Source organism: Bacillus sp. UNC322MFChir4.1, from assembly GCF_000746135.1.
Classification (GTDB): domain Bacteria; phylum Bacillota; class Bacilli; order Bacillales; family Bacillaceae_G; genus Bacillus_A.
This window is the reverse complement of sequence record NZ_JQKQ01000036.1, coordinates 1-22167: the sequence shown is the minus strand read 5'-3', so window position 1 is coordinate 22167 and position 22167 is coordinate 1. Positions and strand designations below refer to the sequence as shown.

Sequence of the window (22167 nt, the reverse complement as noted above, 5' to 3'; positions counted from 1 at the left end):
TTACATTTCCTGTTTACTGTTTTTGTTCTGATTTAGATAACGGTAATAATGAAGCGGTGCGGTACATATTTTTTCAGCTAAATCAACATTATGTTTGGTAAAGGCGGAGTAACTAGGGTTTGAATTGATATGATAGAGCCAAACAGCACCGTTATTGTCCATTACAATCGAAAGTTCTAATTCAAATAAGTGAGAAAAGGCATTTTCTAAAGTTTGAGGGACTTCTTTCGTAATGTTGTGTAAACTATCCTGCAGCAGTGTAAAGTCAATCTTAGATAGCTGATGTTGCCACTTCGTAAACGGAATACAACGTATTTGCTCTGTAAGAGGAAATAAGAAAGAATAAGGTGCTCCGGCTATTTGAATGAGCTTTTCTTGTTCTTCCCATATACCGCTTTTGTTTTTTTGTAAAAGATAGCGAATATGGACAGGGGGGGTCCGCACCATAGATTGCAAGTTATATTCACATGTTTGCAGCGACGATTGTAACCAAGAGAAAAATGGCTCTCTTGCTTGAAATGTTTTTGTCAGAAATTGATTTTGTTCTAATGTAGTAACATGAAACATCCGGTTTTGATAAGAAATATGATGAATGCTTTGTTTTGAAAATGGATGACAGGGCTTTAAAATCACATCTTTTTTGGTCTGTAATAATTGCAGAGTTGTCTTTTCATTTGCATGTTTGATTACTGGAACATATGGTGCTAGTTTTTTATTTGTGGCAAGAGTTTCATACATATCGGCTTCATTTGGAAGTTCAGCGTTTAAAAATACGGATTGCGGGCGGCTTTGCAACCATTTGATAATTGGGAGCACCTTCTTCATATTTTTTTCAGTTTTGTATGCGCATCGATTATAGATGTGAGATGGAATGGAGAATTGCTTTTCTACCCAATCTTGTTGATTGGCATCAAAAACAAGTCCGTTCACAAGCTCTGTTTGGGGATTGATGCTAAAGGGAGTAAACTGGGAAACAGTAATGTGATGGAAGCATGCGCGTTTTGCAATTTCTGTGTAGTATTCTTGCTCATGATGGAAACGTGATGTTAATAGTCCGAGAACCATAAGACAACCTCCTTTTATAGGGAACTAAACATGTATCTACTTGAGTAATATTCACAGAAATGTGTCTTATACCAACTATGAGTACTATTTTTGATGAATTGACTAGTATCTCGTTTACTGGTGCATCGTATAGCAGTTATAATGGAGGGTATGTGTATAAATCGATTAAAAATCCTTTTCTTTTTAGGTGAGATTTTTTGCTACATGCAAGAATGAAAACAAAGGGAGAAAGTAAGTGGCGATTTATATGTTAAAAAAAGAAAATGGATTTATATATAGGAAACGGAAGGTTGATATATTGTGAATATGTGGCTAAATCTGCTAACAACGACAGGAATAGGTGCGGTTATTGGCGGATATACAAATCATCTTGCCATTAAAATGTTATTTCGACCGCATCATCCTAAATATATTGGGAAGTTTCGGGTGCCGTTTACACCTGGACTAATTCCGAAGCGCCGGGATGAGTTAGCTGTACAATTAGGGAAAATGGTTGTTGATCATTTATTAACACCAGAAGGAATTGAGAAGAAATTAACAAATGAGTCTTTCCAGCAAGAGCTTATTAGCTGGGCGCAAACAGCGACGGACAAGCTTCTGATGAATGAAAAGACGTTGCATGAATTGTTAGAGAATCTGGATATGATTCATATGGAAGAACGAGTTACAAAGCAAATTGAAGGCATCATAACAGATAAAGTGGATTCATTATTTGAAACATATCGTGCTTATACGTGGGAACAAGCCTTGCCGCCGTCTGTTCACGAAAAGATTGATCAGAAAATGACAGATGCAGCAAATTTTATTATCCGAAAAGCTGTGGATTTCTTTGAAAGTGCAGAAGGGAAACAACGCCTCTCTAAAATGATTGATGACTTTTTTGCATCGCGCGGGACATTATTAAATTTAGTGGGCATGTTTTTAGGTAATGTAAGTTTGGCCGACAAGTTGCAGCCAGAAGTGATTAAATTTTTGCAGCAAGAGGGAACGAAACAATTGTTGTCTGATGTGATGAAAAAAGAGTGGGAAAAGCTGAAACAACGTGAAGTGAGCGAAGTAGAAGCATTCGTTTCAAAAGAAGATGTCCTAAAAGGCATTCTGTCTTTTGTGAAAGTGGAACAAACGGTAAGTACTATATTCAATCAATCTGTTCGTGATATATGTGCTCCGATTCGTGATAATGTAAGAAACAATGTGATTCCAAGTGCTGTACAAAAGGGTTTACAGTGGGCGACAAATCATATCGGGGATATTATGCAACGTTTGCATTTAGCTGATATTGTCCAGCAAGAAGTAGAAACATTTCCAATTGAGCGTATAGAAGAACTAGTTTTATCTATTACAAAAAGTGAATTGAAAATGATTACGTATTTAGGCGCATTACTTGGTGGTTTAATTGGAGCCCTGCAGGGGTTATTATTAATTATAACGTCATAAAGTGAATTTACTTCACATATGATACATAGTCTGATATCGTAAGAAGAGTATGTAAGGATTGAAAACATATAAACAATGTGATCGTATATCGCATTGCAAGGAGGATATATAGAATGGCAAATAACATGCATGATGTTGCGTATGAATTACAAAAAACAATCTCAGAACATCCAGATTTTCAATCATTAAAAGTGAGCTACGCAGAAGTACAAGCTGATGCAGATGCGAAACAACTATTTGATCGTTTCCGTATGATGCAAATGGAGCTTCAGCAAAAAATGATGCAAGGTGAGCAATTAACAGAAGAAGATAATCAAAAAGCGCAAGAAGTTGTAGCATTAGTACAACAAAACGCAAAAATTACAAACTTAATGCAAGCAGAGCAACGTTTAAATGTTTTAATCGGCGATGTAAACAAAATTATCATGAAGCCGCTTGAAGATTTATATAACGTTTATATGCAAGCGTAATAACAGAGCACTTTCTCGTTAGCGAGGAAGTGTTTTTTATTTTGCCTATACAAAGGTTTATGCAGTCTGAGTGAATAACAGGATATTTAAATAAGAGGAATTAGTACTCTAAAAGTAGAAATAGAGTATTTGTACGAAAGCTTAGGGGAGAAACTTTAGAATGTTTACGGAGGAAATAAGATGGATTTAAAACAGAAATCAATAGAGATGGCAGCTATATATAGGGAAAATCCAAAAATAGAAGCTATTATTTTAGCTGGATCCGTATCAAGAAATTGGCATGATGAAAATTCTGATATAGAGTTACATATTTTGTGGTCAGTACCACCAGAAGATGAAGATCGTCAGGCACCGATACAACGCGTGGAAGGACATGTTTTGTCTTATCATCCTTACGAAGAAGAAGAGTGGTCTGAATCTTATGTAACGAAAGATGGTATTAAATTAGAAATAAGCAATTTTTTATCTTCAACTGTAGAACGATTTATTTCTGATGTGATAGAGAAGTATGAAACGGATTATGATAAACAATGTATTGTTGCTTCTATTCATGATGGTGTGAGCTTGTATGGAGAAGAAAAAGTTAACATGCTAAAAAATAAAGTGGCAGAATATCCTGTAGAACTTTCCAAACATATGGTTTCAGAAAATCTTTGGCTTGGAAATCGTTGGAATAACCGTGAAGCACTTTTGAAACGAAAAGATTGGTTGATGTTCTATGATGTACTTTGTGATGTGCAGAAGAAGTTGTTTGGTGTTTTATTTGGATTGAATCAAATGTATGTTCATCATCCGGTATTTAAATGGATGCCTTTTAATACTGAACGTATGAGAATCAAACCAGAAAATCTTCATGATCGCATGACTACTATTCTAATGGATAATCCAGAAAAAAGTACAAAAGAATTAGAATCGTTAATTGAGGAAGTAATTAATCTTGTTCACGAACACCTTCCTGAATTAGATATTCATGAACAAAAGAATCATATGAGATATACGAAGTGATAGAAAAGGTGTTTTCATGTATCGAAGACACCTTTTTCGTTTATTTTGAAACAAACGGGTGATCTTGAAAGTAAAAACGCCATGGATAATGCACCGCTTCTTCGGCGTAATCAATATTAATACGCGGGCCTGCAGTGATGTTATATGAATGAGAAAGGTGATGTTCTGGAGAAACCTGTTCAATATAGAGCTCATCACTCGTAAGGAGAAGCCCTTTTTGCTTTAACGTAATTCCCAGTGCCTTGCATAGTTTTCCGGGTCCATTTGTTAAGTTTTTGAACTGTGATTTTGTAATTGTTGTTTTTCCGTATCTTGCTTGCTTTATTTCTTCGATGCCGTCTACTGGCTCTAATGCCCGAATTAACACTCCTTGCGGGGTTCCTGCTGGTGCTGTAATGACATTACAACAATGGTACATGCCATAAATAAGATACACGTAAGCATGGCCAGGAGATTCGTACATAATTTCTGTTCGTTCTGTGCGGCGGCCGCCATAGCTATGGGCCGCTTTATCATTAGGTCCTTTATATGCTTCTACTTCGACAATGATTCCGCTTCGTTTTACTCCATCTACAATGTGAACAAGTTTATGTCCAAGCAACCGTTTCGCAACGTCTAACGTATCGCCTTCATACCAAGAAAGTGGCCATTTCATTTTAGCAAATTCCTTTCGTTGTTTTATCTCTTATTAAAGCAAATTTATTGCGCAAATGCCAATTCGTTCTAATTAACAATATTGTTTCATAAATTAATGATAGAACAATGCAGCTAAGAAGAGGAGGTACTTCATCATGATTTATCGGTTACTAGCTCTTAATATAGATGGAACACTCTTACTTCCAAATGGGAAATTACAAAAGGGAACGCGTGAAGCGATTGAATTTGTAAAGAGAAAAGGTGTATACGTTACGCTATTTACGAACCGGAATTTTCAATCTGCTCACAAAATATCAAAATCATTAAAACTGAATTCGATTTTAGTGACGCATGGCGGTGCGTTTATTTCATCTTCATTAGATAAACCATTAACTCAAAAACGTTTATCAGAAGAAACAACGTTTAATATTGTGCAAGTACTCGAATATTTTGAATGTAACATTCGCATTTCTCATGAAAGGTTTTCAATTGGTAATCGCCATCAACATACACCAAATTTAATTGCCCGAACAGTTCTATCCACTTCGGAGCCGTTATTTTATCCGGTTCAATTTGTAGATTCGCTTGGCGATGCATTGCGTGATCAACCGGTCGCTGCCCCAAAAATTGATGTAACATTTTCAAGTCAAAGCGAAAAGCAGCGTGCACTTACGACTTTACAAAAATCATTTGAAAATGCGCATTTTATAGAATGCGGGAAAGTACAAATCGAAATTGTACCGCCTCATGTATCAAAATTACGCGGGCTACAATTATTAGGAGAGCATCTCGATATTGATCTGAAAGAAATGGTAGCGATTGGAGATAGCCTTGAAGATTTAAGTGTTATTGAAAATGTTGGATTAGGAGTAGCAATGGGCAATGCTCCGATTGAATTGAAAAAAGCTGCCGATTGGATCACACGATCAAATGACGAAAACGGCGTGCAATATATGGTTAAAGAACATTTCCGAAAGCAGTTTCCAATTAAATTTTTAAACAATCATTTACAAACGAAGAAATAGTAATGGGAATCTCAGGCGGGTGCCTGGGGTTTCTTTGTATTGTATCGGAGCAATTCGGAAATATTGGAGCAATTCGGATGTATCAGCGCTTTTTCAGATATATCAGCGCTTCGACACGATATAAAGACCACTCTACATTATTCGACATAAATGCACTGCAGAAAAAGGCCCTGACCGCTTCCACACATGGCCAAACCCCCTCGTCCCCCTAAAAAAGAGGGTTTTCGCATCCCAGTAGTTCCTTGTTGACCTCCTATCACCCTTCAAGTAAACTAAAGGAAGTTTGAAAATAGAAAAGGTGATGATTGTTGTTAATTTCAATTAAAACGTTACAAGATGATCGTTTTTTACGTCCGCTTCAAAATATTAGCGGCTTATTTTTTGAAGAAAGTACGGTAGCATTTGAACAGGAAGATGCAAATGTCATTGTTGATATAAAAATAGAAGGAAATGTGACGGCTTCTGCTCGCTTAACAGAAATTGAGACTGGAAACGTGTATGAAGAGACGTTTTCTAAAGATTTATCGTCCTTTACAGAAGAAAAGGAACGTATGAAGCAAGTGAAACATGTTGTTTCTTATGTATATTTGTCTGTTCTTCAGCAGTTAACAGGCGTGGAACAAAAGTGGGGAATCTTAACAGGTGTGCGCCCAACGAAGCTTCTTCATAAAATGTTGCAAAGCGGTATGACAAAAGAAGCAGCACATCATGAACTGCGTGAAAGCTATTTAATTCATGATGAAAAAATTGAGCTTATGCAGCGCATTGTCGATTGTCAATTATCTGTTGTTCCAGATTTATATCGTTTAAAAGAAGAAGTAAGTATTTATATTGGGATTCCGTTCTGTCCAACGAAATGTGCATATTGTACATTCCCAGCGTATGCGATCAATGGACGCCAAGGATCTGTTGATTCATTCTTAGGCGGTTTACATTATGAGGTTCGTGAAATTGGTAAGTTTTTAAAAGAAAAAGGCGTGAAAGTAACAACGATTTACTACGGCGGCGGTACGCCAACAAGTATTACAGCTGAAGAAATGGACATGTTGTATGAAGAGATGTATGAGTCGTTCCCAGATGTAAAGCAAGTTCGTGAAGTAACGGTAGAAGCAGGGCGCCCAGATACGATTACACCAGAGAAGCTAGATGTGTTAAATAAATGGAATATCGACCGCATTAGCATTAATCCGCAGTCGTACCATCAAGAAACATTAAAAGCAATTGGACGTCATCATACAGTAGAAGAAACGATTGAAAAGTACCATCTTGCTCGCGAAATGGGTATGAATAATATTAATATGGACTTAATTATCGGTCTTCCAGGTGAAGGATTAGATATCTTTAAGCATACGTTAGATGAAACAGAAAAGCTTATGCCAGAATCGTTAACGGTGCATACATTATCCTTTAAGCGTGCTTCTGAAATGACGCAAAATAAGCGTAAATATAAAGTAGCAGGCCGCGAAGAGATTACAGCGATGATGCGCGAAGCAGAAGAGTGGACGAAAGAGCATAATTACGTACCTTATTATTTATATCGTCAAAAGAATATTTTAGGTAACTTAGAGAACGTCGGCTATGCAATGCCAAGTCAAGAAAGCATTTATAACATTGTCATTATGGAAGAAGTACAATCTATTATCGGTCTTGGCTGCGGTGCATCAAGTAAATTTGTTCATCCACAGACGGGAGCGATTACGCACTTTGCGAACCCGAAAGATCCAAAATCATATAATGATGGTTATGTAAAGTATACGGAAGATAAACTTAAAATTTTACAAGAGTTATTCGGATAAGAAACTGCCAGTTTGGCGGTTTCTTTTTTTCTTTGTAAAAGGTTGTCGAGAATAATCAGAAAAAGGAAGTAAAAATGAGCAGGAAATGTCTATTCGTGAACGAATTCATAAAATTATGAAAATTAAAAGGGGGAATATGCGGCATGTACATGACTGTTGGTAGAATTTTTGATTTAGCTGTGCAAAAATATCCACAGAAAGAAGCGTTAGTAGAACCTGCAAAAAACATTCGCTTTACATATAAACAGTGGGATATGGAAGTAAATAAAACGGCAAACGCTCTTCTTGCAGAAGGAGTACGAAAAGGAGACTGCGTTTCAGTATACTTATATAATTCACATGAATTTGTAACGGTTTACCTCGCTTGTGCGAAGATTGGCGCAATCTTTAACCCGATTAATTTCCGTTTGAAAGCGAAAGAAGTTTCCTACATATTACAAGATGCTTCCTCTAAAGTTGTTGTGTTTGAAAAAGAAGTTGAATCAACAATTGCGTTAATTGAACGTGACTTTCCGCAAACTTCATTTTGGTACATTGAAGAGGACACGCCGCCCTTTGCCGTTTCTTATCATGAAAAAGTAAATGAGGCAAAGGCAGAACCGACAGGCATTGAAGTGGATGAAATGGATTACTGCTCGATGCTTTATACGAGCGGGACGACTGGGAATCCGAAAGGGGTATTGCACCGCCACCGAGACATGGCTGAGCATAGTATGATTTGTACATATTATTTAAAATATAAACGCGATAGCGTTGGATTAGTTGTTGCGCCGCTATATCATTGCGGTGAATTGAACGCTGGTATTTTGCCGCGCATTCAAGTTGGTGGGAAAAATGTGATTTTGCATCATTTTGATACGAAATCAGTGTTAGAAACAATTCAAAAAGAGAAAATTACAACGTTCTTTGCGGCGCCGACAATGTGGAATATGCTGCTGCAAGAAGATTTAACAGAATATGATTTAACTTCGATGAAGGTTGGAATTTACGGCGGAGCAGCAATGGCACCGGCGCTTGTGAAAGAGTGTAAAGAACGTCTGTATATCGATCTTGTCCAAATTTATGGAATGACAGAGTTTGGCCCTGTTGTTGCGTTTCTTGTAGAAGAAGATCAAATTACAAAAGCAGGATCAGCGGGTACACCTTGCTTTAGTCATGAGGTGCGCATTGTGAAGTCAAATGAAGATGAACCATCCGAACCGGACGATATTCTTGCGCCTTACGAAGTGGGAGAAATCATTGTACGCGGGCCAAGCATGATGGCTGGATATCACAAGCGCGAAGAAGCAACGAAAAAGGTAATGTATAAAGATTGGTATCATTCTGGTGATCTTGGCTATTTTGATAAAGATGGGTACCTATATGTAGCAGACCGCGTTGATGACATGGTCATTAGCGGCGGTGTGAATGTTTACCCGCGTGAAATTGAGGACTTCTTGCATAGTCATGACGGTGTTTTAGACGTAGCTGTACTTGGTGAACCAGATGAACTATGGGGCGAGCGCGTCGTCGCGGTAGTTGTGAAGAAAGATGAGTCATTAACAGAAGAAGAATTAGAGCGTTACTGTAAAGAAAGTGATGAGTTAGCCGATTATAAACGCCCTCGTCGTTACGAATTTGCGAATGAGCTGCCGCGTAATGCGAGTGGGAAATTACAGAAATTTGTATTGCGTGAATCTTTGAAGGAAGCGAAGAAATCTTAAGATAGCGTAAAAGCACAGCTGCAGTTTTGTGGCTGTGCTTTTTCTTGTTAACTTGTTATGCTAAATACATATATTTCGTTTGAATATTTTTGCTTTTAAGTTATATTCAGCTATCTGAGGATCTCATGATCAGTATTGCCGCGATATGCAAGAAGATATAGAGGAAGTGGGAAGATGGAGAAAAGAGTCAAAGATATAATGAATGCTACGCAGCTGCTTTACGGCTTATTAATTGTGCTAGGATTTGTTCCAGGTATTATGACGGGAATGATTTTTGATGCACCAGGTTCAGAAAAGGATATTTTCAGACGGTGCATTTTTTATTCGTATCCTTGTTTTGTTTTAACAGTCATAGTAACAGCACTACTGGCAAGGATATTTTATCGAAGAGGGAAATACAAGCTAATCAAATGGTTCAATATAATTCCTACCTTTTGGTTTCTTTGGTTTATCTTTTGGTCCTATTATTGGAGCTTACAAGGTTAAAAGTTTATGGGGAAATATTAAAATGCTCAGAATGATTTCGAGCATTTTTGTGCTGTGTACATTCATGATAGAATGGGAAAAGCGCGAATAAGGAAAGGAACTTTGCATGAGAATTAATAAATTCATTAGTGAAACAGGTTATTATTCAAGAAGAGAAACGGATCGTCTCATTGCTGCAAAGCGAATTACCGTGAACGGTGAAATTTGTGAGCCTGGACAAGAAGTAGAACCTGATGACATTGTCCTTGTTGACGGGAAGCCGATTCCTAAGAAGACGCACCCTATTTATATTGCATTAAATAAACCGGTTGGGATTACCTGTACAGCGGCGAAGCATATTGAAGGAAATATTATCGATTTTGTTAATTATCCGGAACGCATTTTTCCAATTGGCCGCTTAGATAAAGCATCACAAGGATTAATTTTAATGACAAATGATGGCGATATCGTAAATAAAATGATGCGCTCCGAATATGGTCACGAGAAAGAATATATTGTCACAGTTGATCAGCCATTTGACGATGCTTTCTTAAAAGGAATGGCCGGCGGTGTAACGATTCGCGATGGAAAAACGAATCCGTGTGAGATACACCGGATCAGTGATTGTGTCTTCCGAATTATTTTGACGCAAGGGATGAATCGGCAAATTCGCCGGATGTGCCGCGCATTTGGCTATACCGTTATGAGGTTAGAGCGCATTCGGATTATGAATATCACACTAGATGGAATAGAGATAGGGAAGTGGCGCGATTTGACTGAGGAGGAACTGAGTAAGCTTCTTGCGCTGTTAGGATAAAAGAAAAAGAAGGAGGCGATGCCTCCTTCTACTAGTGAGTCGAATATCGTCGAAGGGTCTTTAAATCGTGTCGAATCGCCGATATAGTGCAGACCCGTCTTTCTTACTTACGTGTAAATCCTTCTTCATCAAGGTATTGTGCTGCTTCTTTGTAAGAGTTAAATGTACCATCTAACTGTATCCCAGCATAAACGTTCCACATATCTTCATCTTCTTTAATAAGAGTTAAGGTATGATTGTCCTCATTTACCCACTCTTCTTCTTGAAAGTTCTCCGCAATTGCAACTTCTTCTACTGGTTCTTGTGAAAGGGAAACAATTGATTTTTCAAGTAAGGAGCGAAGTTCTTCCGCTGAAAAATCGCGGATGTTCACCATTCCTTTATCGTTCGTTTTGTAGCCTTTTAGATGCCCGGCATAGACAAATCCATTTCCGTTCGGATGTAAATGGTATACAACATTCTTTTTGTCTAGGCGGCTTTCTTCATAATGAAAATTAATGCGTCCTAGAGAGACAGTTTTTCTTTCTAGCTCTGGAAAAGATTCAATAATCGTTAATTTTTCTTCAAAAGTTAGCATAGTTCCTCCGTAATTGTAATTAATAATGTGATGGTTCATTATATCACTCTGCTTGTAAGTCCACAATCAGATAAGCGAGTAAGGCAACAAAGAAAATGCTGACAGCCGGTGCGGCAAATACATGTCCAGCTGTAAATGCGGTGGCGATTGCAAGCGCGATTGCTGTGCCAAGCAACATATATTTTACTGTAATAATAGACTTGAAGTTTGTGAGAATGCGCAACATAAGCCTGATACCGAAGTAAACAAATGGCAGTATGTATATGATGAATCCGATAATACCGAACCAGAAGAATAGGTCATGGAAGTCTCTTTCTACCACTTTTGGTGTTTCTTCATAGTTGCCGGCATAGCCCATGCCTAACAATTTTTGTGACAGTGGTGCTTCTTGAAAGTACTTTTGATGCATGTTTAAAAATTTGTCACGATCACTATAAATTAAACTGTTTACTTCTCCAGTTGTTAACGTTCGTTCTTCTTGTTTATTAGGTTGTTGTTCTTGTTGTTTATTAGGCTGTTGTTCTTGTTGTTGTTTATTAGGCTGTTGTTCTTGTTGTTGTTTACTAGGTTGTTGTTCTTGTTGTTGTTTATTAGGTTGTTGTTTATTATATATTTGTAAGTGAATGTCCATATTTTTGGCGATGGGAGTATGTGGCGTTACAATTATGACACCTCCTAATACAATCAAGGCGAGAATTGTATTAATGAGCTGCGGACGGCTTCGCTTCATCATATATTCGATAAACGAAAAGAATAGTGACACTCCTAATGTCACAATAATAGATACGTATCCAACCTTTGTTCCGATCATAATACTGGAATAGAGTGCTAGTATCGTCGGAAGCCAGTAGTATGCTTGCGTAAAAGAAGTTGTCTTATGAATCGAGTATAGGACAATAACTGGGAATGTAATAGCTAAAATGGCACTGATTTCGTTTGCGGCATAAAACCATCCTTTCGAGCCAATTTTCTCGATCGTATAACTTTGATAGTCTGTTCCAGTTGCGATGGAAATAACCATGACAAAACTCATAAATAAACTGGCATATAAGAAATAACGTAATAATGTATCGTACGAGTTTTGCTTGCCTCGCAAAGTTTTAAAGACAAGAATATATCCGAACAACATAACGATTGGATACATACATTTAGCCATAAACTTAACTTCTTCTCCAAGTGAAATGGGATGTTTTACAACGAGATTATTAAGAAGTCCAGCTGTCATGATAACGCCTAATAGGCAAATATACACGATAGATTTTTTATTTTTCTGATAAATAAATAGATAGATCATCGCAAGAAGCATCACGCCAAAACGTACGACAATACTTAACGTTGCATCCATATGTAACATTTGAATGGACAGTGATGTTAATAAATCTAAGACCGGTTGCAGTGCTATGAATAATAGAAAGAAATACGTGAAATAATGTTCCTTTTGTATCAATTTGGTACTCATTTTGTCCCCTTTCATAATCGAAGAAATGAATGTAGTTTTTTTTATACAATACACTACTTTGGTAAAATAGTAAATAAATGGCAGGGTAATTGCGAGTAAATTCGACAGAAAATTAAGAAAAAAAGAAGGGTTTTGAAAGCCCTTTCTATAATTATATAAGGATAACAGATTATAGAAGGAGAGAGAGTTTATGACAGTTTCAAGCAAAGCAGAATCAGTAATTGTACAATATGAAGGGCGCGTTGCGACGATTATGTTAAATCGTCCAGAAGTGCTAAATGCATTGGATGAGCAAACGTTAAAAGAACTACTACAAAAATTAAAAGAAGTAGCTGCAAGTTCTGTTCATGTTGTGGTACTATGCGGAAACGGCCGTGGTTTTTCAGCGGGCGGCGATATTAAATCGATGTTAGCAAGCGGAGATGAAAGTGCGTTTGACGGCATTATGAATACTATTTCCGAAATTATTGTAGCGCTGTATACAATGCCAAAGCTTGTGATTAGTGCGATTCATGGCCCTACGGCAGGGCTTGGACTTAGCATTGCCTTAACAGCTGATTACGTAATGGCTGATACTTCATCTATTATTGCGATGAATTTCATTGGCATCGCTTTAATTCCAGATGGCGGCGGACACTTCTTCTTACAAAAACGCCTTGGCGAGCATATGGCAAAAGAAATCATTTGGGAAGGAAAGAAATTATCCGCAAGCGAAGCGCTTGAGATTGGCATGATTGATGAAGTAATCGGTGAGAATTTCCAAGGTGCAGTGAAACAAAAAATTAGCGAATGGCTGCAAAAACCAATTGCTTCTATGATTCAAACGAAGCAAGTTTTGGCTGAATTAAACCGCCCTTCGTTAGAAAAAACGCTAGAGCTTGAAAAACGTGGTCAATACGCAATGAGAAGAACAGCGGATCATCGTGAAGGAATTACTGCATTTTTAGAGAAGCGTCCACCGGTGTTTAAAGGGGAATAAAAGTTTTATAAAAATAGAAAGTGTTAACACATTTTTTTGTATAATGGTGTTAGCACTTTTTTCTTGAATGATAAAAGGAGAAGTGGATGAGCTTAAAACAAAAAAGAATAAGCATAATCATAATCGTAGGATGGTTACTCGTATACGTGCTGTTACACCGCACACCAACCGCAGCAATTCGAACAGAGATGTTTCTATCTGGAAACCCAAAGGCAGCTATAAAAAGTGAGATTGAGAGAATGGAAGACCCATATGACGGTGTTGTGCCAGATCATCTCCGCGCTTTTTACGGTGTGCCAGAGAAAGAATATGAAAATTATTTCTTTCCAGAAATAAGTCATATTTCATCTAGTATTTATATGTCGTCAGCTTGTGTAAAAAAACATTGGTTTTTATATTATGCAGAGTTAGGGTGTTTTTGAGTATAGAAATTCACGTAACTACTCAGCCATACACTTCATTAGCAGATATATTGCTCGCATGAAGATAAAAATGTAAATGCACCTTGTTACTTTTCTTTGTTTTAAAACTTTGTATGTGGCAGAAAAGGGCCCTGACCGCTCCTATGCATAGCCAGACGCTCTCGCTCATCTAAAGAAAGAGGTTTTTAAGTTATACTTATAATAGAAGAAAAAGGAGGTATCCTCATGTCAGCTTATAATAAAATCGTCCGCGATCGTGTACCAGAAATGATTTTAATGTCTGGTAAAACATATACGTCGAAAAAATTAAGTAAACAAGAGTACATAGAAGAATTATCGAAAATTGGAATAGAGGAAATGCGTGAGTTTGTATCTATGCAAGAACGTGAGCATGCATTAGATTCATTAGCCGATGCATTAGAAGTGATTAAAGCATTGGCACAAGCAGAAGGTGTAACCTTAGAAGATGTTGAGCGTGTTCGCCAGGAGAAAGAAGCGGAGCGCGGCGGATTTGAAAAAGGTGTGTATTTAGTGGAAGTGAGTGAAGAGTAGAAGGCATCGCAGTATATGCGATGCCTTTTATCTCGCTATTCGTCGGCAGTAAGACCACAATCTTAAATTGTGAGGAAGATAGGTGGGAAACTCACTGATGGACTTAGCTTTATTTAAAAGTAAAGCGCCCGATAGTTAAATAACGACTACTTAATTATTTATTGTTTTTGGATGGTAGTTTAATAAGCAAATATATTAACGAATTCTAGCCTTACGGAAGCCATCAAATACACTGATTGCTGCAAATAAAATAAAGATGAAAATTCCACCGCCAACTACCCATGTTTCAAATTGATTAGCTGTTATGTTACATAAATTAGTCATATACGTAATATAATCTTTGGTTATCACATTCGGATTTATTACTATAACAGTGAATACAATGGTGGAGATAAGCTGGAGTGTAGTATTACAAATTGCAATTCCTTTTGTCCATTGTCCTTGTATTAATTTATAGAGAGCTAATGCTACTTCGAAACAAATTACAACAAGAACGATTGGCCAATATCCAAGTAAAGCTTCCTGATTAAAAGTTAGGGTCACGAGTTCAAGTCCGTCTCTGCCGCGTTCATATACACCTACAAGATGACTCGCATAAAAATAAAGAGTTGACCAAATCGCAGTCCACATTAAACTTCCAAATACTTCGCCCTTCGTAATCGCTTTTTTCTTAGGAATGTTAGGGGTATTCTTCAAATCATCAGGTGTCCATTTTTTAAAGCTTGCTGTTAATGGCTCCCCATCTCTTCCTTTATCTACTCTTTCTAAAATAGCAAACACAAGTGTTAGCCAAAAGAATACGTGGATCCCTACTTCAATGATGCCCCCTATTCCTTTTCCTATAAGACTAAAAACAGTATTTATAACCGCTTGTTCGCCGCCATAGCCAATAAAATGTTCGGCAATCACCGAGATTAACGAAATGACAGCGGCAATCGGTAAAATCATTTTTAGTAGCGTCACATATCCCTCAAAATAGTGTGGACCAATTAAGTGCATTGGCCAGTCTCGATAACCATTAGCCATTGTGACTGGATTCCCCAATTTTGCAAGAACCGCCTTTACATCTTCTTCACTATAATCATCAGGCAGCATATCCTCAATGGTTGACCGTAACTCTAGCGCAATATCCTCACGATTTTTTTCAGGCAGCCTCCGAGTAACTTCTTGTATATAAATCTCAATCAGATTCATCGTCTTCCTCCCTTTTTAATAAGCTATAGAGCTCTTTCGAATTCTTAAGCCATTCCCTTTTTAACTGCAAAAAGATCTCTAACCCATATTCACTTAAAACATAAAACTTACGGGGTCTACTCTCAGACGTATCCCAACTACTTGTCACTAATTCCTGTTTCTCCAATCGGCGAAGCAATGGATATAAGGTACTTTGTTCAATGGTAATGCCCGATTCCTCCAATAACTGAACAAGTGAATATCCATACTGGGGTGTTCGTAATTGACTTAAAACGGCTAATGTCAACGTTCCCCTCCTAAGCTCAGTCGTTAATGAATTCAATAAAGTACTCATTTACCCACCTCCCTTTTTATTTACTATATGTCATACAGTATATAATTCATGCTATGCATCATACAGTATTTTTGTTACAACATTATTTGACATGAAATTTGATTCATCTTTTTTTTAAGTCTACAATGGGAGTTCCGTTTTATTTCTATTTCGTCATTTTTCTATTATACTGAATATTAGAACGATAAAAGAGAGGGGAAAAGCATATGGCACATAACGTAAAAGACACAATGGAGCTAATTAAACAACTTGTTTCAATTCCAAGTCCATCTGGAAATACGAACACAATTATTCGTTTTATTGAGGACTACGTAAAAGAGTGGAATGTAGAAACGAAGCGCAACAATAAAGGCGGCCTAATTATAACGGTGAAAGGGGAAGACGATACGAAACAACGTCTCCTTACTGCTCACGTTGATACATTAGGCGCAATGGTAAAAGAAATGAAAGCGGACGGACGCCTACGATTATCTATGATTGGCGGATTTCGCTGGAATGCGGTAGAAGGAGAATATTGCGAAATCGAAACAGCATGTGGTAAAACGTATACTGGTACAATTTTAATCCATCAAACGTCTGTCCACGTATACAAAAATGCTGGAGAAGCAAAACGTGACGAACAAAATATTGAAATTCGTATCGATGAGCGTGTCTCTTCACCAGAAGAAGTACGCGAACTTGGCATTGAAGTAGGGGATTTCGTATCATTTGATCCGCGCGTTCAAATGACAGACAGCGGCTACATTAAATCGCGCCACTTAGATGACAAAGCAAGCGTAGCGATCTTACTGCAATTGATTAAAAGATTACAAGACGAAAATACGAAACTACCATATACAACTCATTTCTTAATCTCTAATAATGAAGAAATCGGTTATGGCGGTAACTCTAATATTCCAGAAGAAACAGTAGAATACTTAGCGGTTGATATGGGTGCACTTGGCGATGGTCAAGCATCAGATGAATACACGGTATCGATCTGTGCGAAAGACTCGAGCGGTCCATACCATTATGCAATGCGCAAACATTTAGTAGAACTTGCGAAAACAAATAATATCGAATATAAAGTGGATATCTATCCATTCTACGGATCTGACGCATCAGCAGCAATCCGCGCCGGAGTAGATGTGAAGCATGGATTAATTGGTCCTGGTATTGATGCTTCTCATGCTTATGAGCGTACACATGAGACATCGATTGCGCATACAGAGGCGCTTATTTATGCGTATGTACAATCACAGTTAGTAGGAGAATAAGGAATAAAGGAAAGAGCTGATCTGAGTGAGGATTGGCTCTTTTTTTATATAAGGGGTTCTGCCGCTGATTAAAATAAAGCTTTCATGAAATTAAGTTACTAAAAGTATCCTTATGTTGTTTTGCGACATATGTCGTGTTACGATGTATGTTAGGAGGTGGAAAAATGGATAAAGAGATGATGAAAGGAAGTATTGATATACTCGTACTTTCTATAATTTCTCACGATGATACTTACGGTTATGAAATTATTCAAAAACTTAAAGAACAAAGTAACGATGTTTACCATATGAGTCAAGGCACACTATATCCAGCACTCAAACGAATGGAACAAAAGAATTTGATTGAATCTTACTGGGGAGAATCAGAAACAGGACAAAAAAGAAAATTTTACCGTATTACTGCAGCTGGCAAGGAAGAACTAGGGAAGAAGCTGAATTATTGGGAGCAAATTACTGCGCTTATTCAAGCTTGCAGGAAAGGAGAATTTGCATGAAAGAGTTTGAAAATTACATAGAACGTATTGTAAAAAAGACTGCTCTAGATAAGGCGGCTCGTGAAGAACTATCTTTAGAATTGCTCGATCACCTCAATAGTTTAAAAGAAGAATATATTAAAAAAGGGATGTCTGCAAAACAAGCAAAACAATTAGCCATACAACATTTTGGAGAACCAAATTTTATTGGTGGAGAACTTCGAAAATCTATTTTTCCATATGAAAAGTTCATAAAGCGTTTTGCATGGTCTTTATTTGTTCCTTACATATTATTCTTTATTTGGTATGAGTACTTAGGAAATAGCGTTGGTCGTGAGTGGTTTCTTGGGATTATTGAGCAATTTTCAAGAAATCATGATGTGATGTGGTTGCTTCGCACTTTTATTGATATTACACCTTTCTATACCCTTTTTCTGTATAACATACCTGGTTTTTGGATAGCTCATGCAGTTAAACCCATTATCTTAATGATTCCATTGGGATTTTTAATTCCGATTTTATTTCATAGGTTCCGTTCTTTTAAAGCAGCTTTCATGCTCTTTATTAAATTAAATTTAAGCATTGAGTTGTTGTATATTGTCATGCTAGTAGGTACTTTTAGCACGACTGGTCTTATTTTAGATTTGGTTGGTCTCTTAGTTGGGTTTATGGGGTGGAAATTACTACAGAGGCTGCAAGTTAAGAAATTCATTAAACCATCTAATCCGAACTATGTGAAGTGATAAGTTTATTGTAATTCATTCACAAAAGATCTTGGGTCTAAATAAAAAATATACAGGAATTTTTTTGTCTTATTATTATTCAGGTGGCAATTTAGACTATTCCTTATATGTAAAAAAGCGCTATTCTTTTGTTAAGCACATACACGAAAGAATAGCGTTTTTGAGATTAATATAAAATTCATTTACTTTTACTAGATTCCTTATATAATAAAAATGAAAGCACTTACATTATAGGAGGTTTGTGATGAAAAAAGTAAAGAAAGATAGAAAAGCACGCTCTATTATGCAAACGATTGCATTATCTTCACTTGTTTTAGGGACATCTTTACTGTACACGCCAGCTTCATCATCGGCTTATGCTGCCGCTAACGACAACAATGTAGAGTGGAATGGTTTATTCCATGACCAAGGTCCTGTTTATGATAGCGCGCCAGAACCGACATCTGCTCAAAGTGTGATGCTGAAATTCCGGACGTTTAAAGGGGATATTACCGGTGTCAATATAAAGTATTATGATACCGTTGACGGGGCGTTCCATGTTATTCCGATGTCATGGGCGTCGGGTGATTCTACGGGGACGTTTGATTATTGGCAAGGAACAATCCCGGCTAGTTCTTCGCGAAAATATTATCGTTTCCAAATTACTGATGGGTCTTCTTCTATTTGGTATAATGCGAACGGCCCTTCTACATCTGAACCATCATCAGGTGATTTTTATGTTCTTCCGAATTTTAAAACGCCGGATTGGATGAAAAATGGTGTGATGTATCAGATTTTCCCTGACCGCTTTTATAATGGTGATACTTCGAATGACGTGCAAACGAATGCATACACTTATGACGGTGCATCAACGGAGAAAAAAGCTTGGGGAAGCAGCGTTTATGCTAATTCTGGTCATACGAACAACCTTGTGTTCTTCGGCGGTGATTTGGCGGGAGTCAATCAGAAGCTCGGTTACATTAAACAAACATTAGGAGCGAATATCATTTACTTAAATCCTATTTTTAAATCTCCTTCTAACCATAAGTATGATACACAAGATTATATGAATGTGGATCCTGCATTTGGGGCAAACGAAACTTTGCAAACGCTATCATCGAATGTTCATAGTACAGCAAACGGACAAAAAGGGTATTTAGTATTAGATGGTGTATTTAACCATACTGGAGACACTCATCCATGGTTTGATAAGTACAATCAATCTTCCTTTTTAGGCGCTTTTGAGTCGCAATCGAGCCAATGGTCTAATTATTATACATTCCAGTCTTGGCCGAATACATATGCTAGCTTTTTAGGATTTAACAGTTTGCCGAAGCTAGATTATGGAGCGAGTGGGTCACCAGTAAGAAAGCAAATATATGGCAATAGTGATTCCGTAGCAAAAACGTATTTGAAAGCCCCGTATAACATTGATGGCTGGCGATTAGATGCACCTCAATATACAGATGCTGGCGGTGCAGATGCTGGTGGAGGAAATGGTAGTAGTTTGGTGAATCACCAAATTTGGTCTGAATTCCGAAGTGCCGTGAAGTCTGTAAACGAGAATGCAGCAATATTTGGCGAATACTGGGGAAATGCAAATTCTTGGACAAATCAAGGGAACCAATGGGATAGTACCACAAACTTTGACGGATTTACACAACCAGTTTCTCAGTGGATCACAGGAAAAGATTTCAATAGCAATGCGGCTTCCGTATCTACTTCCGGGTTTGACAACTGGTTAAGAGGGACGCGTGCAAATTATCCAGCAAACGTTCAGCAAGCGATGAGCAATCATTTATCCAATCACGATATTTCACGTTTTGGCGAACGTGCTGGCGGCGATATTTGGAAGACGTATTTAGCGCTTATTTTTCAAATGACGTATGTTGGTACGCCAACGATCTATTACGGAGATGAATATGGCATGATGGGAGGCGCCGATCCTGACAACCGCCGTACGTTTGACTGGTCACAAGGGAATACTTCTAATCGTGCTGTAGCTTTAACGCAAAAACTTATCAGTATCCGTAATCAATACCCGGCATTAAGAACAGGTTCGTTTATGACGCTGCAAACAGATGATACAAATAAAATCTATTCCTATGGCCGCTTTGACACAACAAACAGAATCGCAGTTGTACTTAACAATGATTCTGTCGGTCATAGTGTAACCGTTCCTGTATGGCAACTCAGCATGCAAAATGGCAGTATCGTTACAGACAAATTGACTGGTAAAACGTACACAGTTCAGAATGGAATTGTTACTCTTACAGTTGATGGGCATTACGGTGCAATTTTAGCACAATAAATCGTATAACCAATATATCTCCATGGATTGCTCTTGTTTTGCCAGCTAAGCTGAGCACTCTTAAAGTGTTTTTGAAACAAGCAAAGGCTTCCTCGATTTCAGCGAGGGAACCTTTGCTATTTTTTTGTAAAGGAATTTTCCATTTTTTCAGATAGAATTTCACCTTTGTAAGTATATAAATATGCAATTTTACATATGTTCCTGAATTTATCTACATCTTTAAAACTTAATGTTAAGATTATGCAGGAAGGTAGCGTAATCATTTTTGAAAATAAGGAGGAGTTCAGATATGTTCGTGAAAAGAAAACTACCTATACTTACGGTCTTATTATTACTATTTAGTTTAATCGTAACTGTTTTTCCTACAAATTCTGCTTATGCAGCTGAGGGCAATCGTATACTGGATATTTATGGAGATCCAGTCAAGACAAATAAAGATTATATAATGGTACGTAAAATTTGGGATGGTAAGCCTCGGTATGCTGCTTATGCAGGTGTAGGTCAGAAGAAACTTGGGGTAACTTATGAGAAGTTTGCGGGTTGGCATTATGTAATTCAGTATAAAGATAAATCTTATTATGGTACTGCTGAGACTCATAAGGATACAAAAGGTAATGAGTACTATGGTACACCTATCAATTTTGAAGCTCCAGATGGGGTAGAAAGTGATGGATATATAAGACATAATACACCAGTTACCATGTCAATGTGGATTGGTGGACCGAATGCTGAGGCAGGAGGAACTAAAAAATATGTCAATGCAGGGAATCGCGGCTGGATTTATTTTAGCGACCAATCAAAAAGCACGTTAACAGTTTGGGAACAAAATTCACAGGAAATCAATTTAATAACAGGTAAAACTGATTACCTGAGAGATAAAATGGGCAGACCTTGTGATTGGTACAGTGCAGATCCACAAAATTCTGAGTATGGCGTTACATCATATTTCGAGCTAGAGACTTCAGAGCAACCATTTTCAAATCAAGATAAATTATGGGGAAGTTCTGCGCCGCCATATCAATCTGGTTTTGAATTCGTACCTTTACAATAAAAAAATCGATTACATGTAGCAAATAAAAAAGCGAAGAATGATAAATATTCTTCGCTTTTTTAATGAAATTGTAGGGTAAAAGCGACGCTATGTATGGAATAGTCTCGCCTTATAACAAAGTAAACGATGTATATATTATGTATATAGGTTTTTATATTGTTACATTTATTTTTTTGACATGCTTACTATGCAGAATACAACATAACCATTACTTGCTTGCTCCCTTTGTTTTAACATGTTTCCAAAAGAATTCCCCTTCCTCAAGGAATGAGAAGGGTGAAGCCCAATGAGTAGGGAGGGGATGAATTTTGGTTGGCGTAAGTCAAAGGATTGAAAAAGGAATTTCCTCGAATCAGATAGAATGTATGTAAAGAATGATTTGGATCTCAAAGTTATCGTTTGCTGGCTGTGGGCGGTG

The 22167-nt window shown here is 37.4% G+C and carries 22 protein-coding genes; 16 read left to right on the top strand and 6 right to left on the bottom strand.

Features of this window, described 5'->3' with window-relative positions:
- Entirely contained in the window at window positions 1–1065 is a 1065-nt protein-coding gene (locus tag BR72_RS14210) for a YheC/YheD family protein (protein WP_051957322.1), read from the bottom strand.
- Between the two features lie 306 nt (window positions 1066–1371).
- Here BR72_RS14210 and BR72_RS14205 point away from each other — a divergent pair, with 306 nt between their 5' ends.
- From BR72_RS14205 to BR72_RS14195, 3 genes are all read left to right on the top strand, one after another.
- Window positions 1372–2502, top strand: coding sequence for a DUF445 domain-containing protein (locus BR72_RS14205; protein ID WP_035433928.1), 1131 nt, complete (start codon window positions 1372–1374; stop codon window positions 2500–2502).
- A gap of 113 nt (window positions 2503–2615) precedes the next feature.
- On the top strand, window positions 2616–2972 hold the full coding sequence (locus tag BR72_RS14200) for a YlbF/YmcA family competence regulator (protein ID WP_035433883.1): 357 nt from the start codon (window positions 2616–2618) through the stop codon (window positions 2970–2972).
- A 180-nt stretch (window positions 2973–3152) separates the two neighbouring features.
- On the top strand, window positions 3153–3977 hold the full coding sequence (locus BR72_RS14195; RefSeq protein WP_035433881.1) for a DUF4037 domain-containing protein: 825 nt from the start codon (window positions 3153–3155) through the stop codon (window positions 3975–3977).
- 40 nt (window positions 3978–4017) lie between these two features.
- On the opposite strand, the gene BR72_RS14190 is transcribed toward BR72_RS14195, so the two are convergent.
- Window positions 4018–4632, bottom strand: coding sequence for a DNA-3-methyladenine glycosylase (locus tag BR72_RS14190; protein ID WP_035433879.1), 615 nt, complete (start codon window positions 4630–4632; stop codon window positions 4018–4020).
- 136 nt (window positions 4633–4768) lie between these two features.
- On the opposite strand from BR72_RS14190, the gene BR72_RS14185 reads away from it, so the two are divergent.
- From BR72_RS14185 to BR72_RS14165, 5 genes are all read left to right on the top strand, one after another.
- Complete coding sequence (locus BR72_RS14185; protein WP_035433877.1) at window positions 4769–5638, top strand: Cof-type HAD-IIB family hydrolase; 870 nt, start codon at window positions 4769–4771, stop codon at window positions 5636–5638.
- Between the two features lie 305 nt (window positions 5639–5943).
- The gene (locus BR72_RS14180; RefSeq protein ID WP_035433875.1) at window positions 5944–7434 is read left to right on the top strand and encodes a coproporphyrinogen III oxidase; all 1491 of its coding nucleotides are present in this window, start codon (window positions 5944–5946) and stop codon (window positions 7432–7434) included.
- A gap of 143 nt (window positions 7435–7577) precedes the next feature.
- Window positions 7578–9137, top strand: a complete 1560-nt coding sequence (locus BR72_RS14175; protein WP_035433873.1) for a fatty acid--CoA ligase — start codon at window positions 7578–7580, stop codon at window positions 9135–9137.
- A gap of 174 nt (window positions 9138–9311) precedes the next feature.
- Window positions 9312–9623 (top strand): hypothetical protein, encoded by a 312-nt coding sequence (locus tag BR72_RS14170; RefSeq protein WP_035433871.1) that lies wholly within the window; start codon window positions 9312–9314, stop codon window positions 9621–9623.
- A gap of 106 nt (window positions 9624–9729) precedes the next feature.
- Entirely contained in the window at window positions 9730–10419 is a 690-nt protein-coding gene (locus BR72_RS14165; RefSeq protein WP_035433869.1) for a pseudouridine synthase, read from the top strand.
- A 103-nt stretch (window positions 10420–10522) separates the two neighbouring features.
- Here the strand turns inward: BR72_RS14165 and BR72_RS14160 are convergent, their stop codons facing one another.
- Both BR72_RS14160 and BR72_RS14155 read right to left on the bottom strand, forming a co-directional pair.
- Complete coding sequence (locus BR72_RS14160; RefSeq protein WP_035433867.1) at window positions 10523–10996, bottom strand: hypothetical protein; 474 nt, start codon at window positions 10994–10996, stop codon at window positions 10523–10525.
- 43 nt (window positions 10997–11039) lie between these two features.
- Window positions 11040–12455 carry an O-antigen ligase family protein gene (locus tag BR72_RS14155; RefSeq protein ID WP_035433865.1) on the bottom strand — a complete coding sequence of 472 codons (1416 nt, stop codon included), beginning with the start codon at window positions 12453–12455 and terminating at the stop codon, window positions 11040–11042.
- 190 nt (window positions 12456–12645) lie between these two features.
- Here BR72_RS14155 and BR72_RS14150 point away from each other — a divergent pair, with 190 nt between their 5' ends.
- From BR72_RS14150 to BR72_RS14140, 3 genes are all read left to right on the top strand, one after another.
- Window positions 12646–13434 carry an enoyl-CoA hydratase gene (locus tag BR72_RS14150; protein WP_035433863.1) on the top strand — a complete coding sequence of 263 codons (789 nt, stop codon included), beginning with the start codon at window positions 12646–12648 and terminating at the stop codon, window positions 13432–13434.
- 86 nt (window positions 13435–13520) lie between these two features.
- Entirely contained in the window at window positions 13521–13856 is a 336-nt protein-coding gene (locus tag BR72_RS14145) for a hypothetical protein (protein ID WP_035433861.1), read from the top strand.
- Between the two features lie 225 nt (window positions 13857–14081).
- Window positions 14082–14408 carry a nucleoside triphosphate pyrophosphohydrolase gene (locus tag BR72_RS14140; RefSeq protein ID WP_035433859.1) on the top strand — a complete coding sequence of 109 codons (327 nt, stop codon included), beginning with the start codon at window positions 14082–14084 and terminating at the stop codon, window positions 14406–14408.
- A gap of 195 nt (window positions 14409–14603) precedes the next feature.
- On the opposite strand, the gene BR72_RS14135 is transcribed toward BR72_RS14140, so the two are convergent.
- Window positions 14604–15602 carry an HAAS signaling domain-containing protein gene (locus BR72_RS14135; protein ID WP_035433857.1) on the bottom strand — a complete coding sequence of 333 codons (999 nt, stop codon included), beginning with the start codon at window positions 15600–15602 and terminating at the stop codon, window positions 14604–14606.
- Complete coding sequence (locus BR72_RS14130; protein ID WP_035433855.1) at window positions 15589–15936, bottom strand: PadR family transcriptional regulator; 348 nt, start codon at window positions 15934–15936, stop codon at window positions 15589–15591. The genes BR72_RS14135 and BR72_RS14130 overlap by 14 nt, the downstream gene beginning before the upstream one ends.
- Before the next feature lie 206 nt (window positions 15937–16142).
- Here BR72_RS14130 and BR72_RS14125 point away from each other — a divergent pair, with 206 nt between their 5' ends.
- The 5 genes from BR72_RS14125 (at window position 16143) to BR72_RS14105 (ending at window position 21749) form a co-directional block, all read left to right on the top strand.
- A complete protein-coding gene (locus BR72_RS14125) occupies window positions 16143–17192 on the top strand; it encodes a M42 family metallopeptidase (RefSeq protein ID WP_035433853.1) in 1050 nt (349 codons plus the stop codon).
- A 164-nt stretch (window positions 17193–17356) separates the two neighbouring features.
- On the top strand, window positions 17357–17686 hold the full coding sequence (locus BR72_RS14120; protein ID WP_035433851.1) for a PadR family transcriptional regulator: 330 nt from the start codon (window positions 17357–17359) through the stop codon (window positions 17684–17686).
- Window positions 17683–18408 carry a VanZ family protein gene (locus tag BR72_RS14115; protein WP_035433849.1) on the top strand — a complete coding sequence of 242 codons (726 nt, stop codon included), beginning with the start codon at window positions 17683–17685 and terminating at the stop codon, window positions 18406–18408. The genes BR72_RS14120 and BR72_RS14115 overlap by 4 nt, the downstream gene beginning before the upstream one ends.
- 244 nt (window positions 18409–18652) lie before the next feature.
- On the top strand, window positions 18653–20698 hold the full coding sequence (locus tag BR72_RS14110) for a glycoside hydrolase family 13 protein (protein WP_051957321.1): 2046 nt from the start codon (window positions 18653–18655) through the stop codon (window positions 20696–20698).
- Window positions 20699–20987: 289 nt separating this feature from the next.
- On the top strand, window positions 20988–21749 hold the full coding sequence (locus tag BR72_RS14105) for a bifunctional DNA primase/polymerase (RefSeq protein ID WP_035433847.1): 762 nt from the start codon (window positions 20988–20990) through the stop codon (window positions 21747–21749).
- Window positions 21750–22167: the final 418 nt, after the last annotated feature.